Raw genomic sequence first — 3,230 nt, forward strand, 5'->3', positions numbered from 1 at the left:
CACTCATGTACGCCGCCGGAGCGTGCCGGGCACCGCCCGCGTCCTCACGGACGCTGCGGGCGGGTGGGGTTGGCGGTGGTCCCCGTCGTGGTTCCGGTGGTACCCGTGGTCCCGGTGGTACCTGTGGTCCCTGTCGGGCGGGTGGTCATGTGCTCAGCCGTCCCCACCGGGTTGCGGCCCTTGCGCAGGCCCGCCAGCCCCAGCAGTCCGAGCAGCCCCAGCAGGCCCCACAGACCGCCGTTGCCGCCGCCCTCGTCGTATTTGTTCTCGGTCGGTTGCGGGCTCGGCGTCGCCTGGCTCTGGACGACGGGCGTGTCCGCCACAGCGGTGGCGGCCGGGGCCAGCGCCAAGCAGAATGCCATCCCCAGGCCGGTGAGCGTCTTGCGCATGTGGGTTCCCCCGGATCCGGCGGCCCTCAAGGCGGAGAGCCGCCTGTCGCGCCTTCCGGGCGACGGCCCGGAAGGTTCCCCCGAAATGGAGCGAGAACTCCATACTCGCTGGTAGACCTACCCCCACCCGCGCAAACAATCCCCACAAACCAGGACATACCGCCATAGTTGGGACGGCAGGCGTTCAGGCGATGGCCGCCAGGAGGCCGGTCAGCGCGTCGGCCTGGGCCAGCCCGCTGGCCGCGGCGATCTCGTCCAGGGTCTGCGCCGGGCGCACCTCGCTCAGCCGGACGTCGCCGTCCGCCGTGACGGTGAAGCCGTGCACCGCCGGATAGGGCAGGCTGTTGTAGGCCCACGGGGTGGAGAAGTAGTAGGCGCCGGTGTCGTGCAGCACGACGATGTCGCCCTCGGCCAGCTCCGGCAGCTCCCTGGCGTGCGCGACCACGTCACCGGCGAAGCAGCACGGGCCCGCGACGTCCTGGGCGAGCAGGGGGCCGTCCTTGGGGTCGCCCGACGGGCCGTACGCGCCGACCCGCAGCGGCCAGGCGTCCGGCATGAGCACCGTGCGGGTGGCGACCTGCGCGCCCGCGTGGGTGATCGCCACCCGCCGCCCGCCCGCGTCCTTGGTGTACTCCACCAGCGCCGCGACGAAGCCGTTCTTGGCCAGCAGCGACCGGCCGAACTCGGTGACCAGCGCGTACCGGCCGTCGAACAGCCCGGGGACGGCCGCGCGCAGCGTGGCGACGTAGTCGGCGTAGGTGGGGGCCACCTCGTCGCCGTCGAAGTTCACCGGCAGGCCGCCGCCGATGTCGATGCTGGTGATCTGCCGGACCCCGAGCGTCGCGTTGATCTCCTCGGCCAGCCGGTAGGTCTCGGCGATGCCCGCCGCGATCAGCTCCAGCGGGCAGCCCTGGGAGCCGACGTGCGCGTGCAGGCGGGTCAGCCACGGCCGTTCGGCGAAGGCGCGGACGACGGCCTCGCGGGCCCCCGGGTCGCGCAGCGCGACGCCGAACTTGGAGGTGGCGGTCGCGGTGCTCATCGCGCCGATCGTGCCGGTGCCGACCTGCGGGTTCACTCGCAGCCCCAGCACCGAGGAGGAGTCCGGCGCGCGCAGCTCGTCGATGCGGCGCAGCTCGGCCAGGCTGTCGGCGTTGACCGCGACGCCCAGGGACAGGGCCTGGCGCAGCTCCTCGCGGGTCTTGGCGGGGGAGTCGAAGACGATCGTGCCCGGCGCGAACCCGGCGTCCAGCGCGATCCGCAGCTCGCCGGGGCTGGCCACCTCGCACCCCATGCCCGAGGCGGCCAGCAGCCGCAGGACGGGGATCAGCGACGCGGCCTTGGCGGCGAAGGTGTGCAGCACGTCCGGGACCTCGCCGAACGCCTCGTGCAACGCCCTGACCGAGTCCCGCACGCCGGCGGTGTCGACGAAGCCGGCGACCGGCTCGCCCGGGCCGAGCGCGCCGGCGCGTACGGCATGGCGCAGCACGTGGGCGGCGCGTTCGGCGGTGGTGCCGCGGGCCGGGGCGGGCGCGAGCGTGGCACTGCTCTGGATCACGTCCAAGGCTCCTGGATGCATCGGGAAAGAGGGAGTTTCGGAGGGGGGCCAGACGAGATTCGGCCATGACCGCAGGCCAAGTCTTCAGCCGGGCGGACAAAGCCCGGATTCGGCTTTGTCCACTCGGCCAAGAAAATCCGGAGCCCCAGGTCAGGCGGCCAGGCGGACGGCAAGGGTGAGCAGCAGCCGGGTGTCGGGGTCGTCGAGATCGACGCCGAAGCGCTCGCGGACGCGGCGCAGCCGGTAGCGCAGGGTGTTCGGATGCAGGACCAGCCGGCGGGCGGCGCGGCCGACGTCCCCGGCGGCGTCGAGGTAGGCGGCGATCGAGCGGACCAGCTCGCCGCCCGCCGCCAGGTCGGCGTGGACCAGGTCGTACACCGGGCCGCTGCCGCGTTCCCACACCGGGCGGACGGCGTCCAGGACGCGCAGCACGTCCAGGGCGGGGCCGAGGTCGGCCGCCAGGGCGTGACGGGGGCCGGCGGCGCGGGCGCGCAGGACCCGTACGACCAGGTCGGCCTCCTCCCGCGAGGCCGCCGCGACCAGCGGCGAGGCGGCCACCGACCCCGCCCCCACCAGCACCGCGGCGGCGCCCGGCGTCGAGGCGGCCAGCCCGTCCAGCTCCCGGGCCAGCCCGAGCACGTCCCGCTCGTCGCCGCCGCGCACCGGCACCAGGGCCAGCACCCGGCCGGTCTCCCGCAGCACCCGCACCCCCGTCCGGTAGGAGGCGGCGTGCAGCGCGAGCACCTCCAGCACCCGTTCACCGGCCGGGCCCCGGGCCGCCGCGCCCTCGCCCGCCGCGTCGGGGCCGGTCTCGGCGATCACGACGGCGCAGCGCAGGTCGGGCGGCAGGCCCAGCGTCCAGGCGTGGGTGCTCATGTCGCCCTCGCCGCCCAGCAGCCCGCGCAGCGCGTGCTCCTCGCGCAGCCGCGCGCCGCTCTCCCGCAGCCGGTGCTGCACCAGGTACGGCACCGCCACCTCCGCGGCCCGGCTCAGCGCGCTGGCCGCGTTGGGCGACAGGCTGCGGCCGTCGGCGGCGGCCCAGATCGAGCCCAGCATCTCCCGCCCGCTCCGGATGGCGATGATCAGCCGCTCCGGGGTGTCGCCGTCGGCGGGCCGGTGGATCACCTCGCCGGAGGACCACAGGGTGCGCAGCAGGCCGCTGCGGCGCAGTTCGTCCACCCGCCAGTCGGGCACCCGGCCGCCCAGGATGGTGGAGCGGCGCAGCTCGTCGGCCTCCGGCCCGGTGGCCGAGTGCGCCAGCACGCGGAACTGGGTGTCCTCGATGG

3 protein-coding genes are annotated in these 3,230 nt (G+C 75.2%); all 3 read right to left on the reverse strand.

Going from position 1 to position 3,230, the window contains the following annotated elements:
- Positions 1-44: 44 nt before the first annotated feature.
- Entirely contained in the window at positions 45-389 is a 345-nt protein-coding gene (locus ACWCSD_RS50090; protein WP_397158376.1) for a WGxxGxxG family protein, read from the reverse strand.
- 184 nt (positions 390-573) lie between these two features.
- A complete protein-coding gene (locus tag ACWCSD_RS50095) occupies positions 574-1,944 on the reverse strand; it encodes a type III PLP-dependent enzyme domain-containing protein (protein ID WP_358299616.1) in 1,371 nt (456 codons plus the stop codon).
- Between the two features lie 150 nt (positions 1,945-2,094).
- A partial coding sequence (locus tag ACWCSD_RS50100; RefSeq protein ID WP_449926505.1) for a PucR family transcriptional regulator occupies positions 2,095-3,230 on the reverse strand: 1,136 nt, incomplete at its 5' end.

The sequence above is a fragment of the Nonomuraea sp. NPDC001684 genome (genome assembly GCF_053596515.1).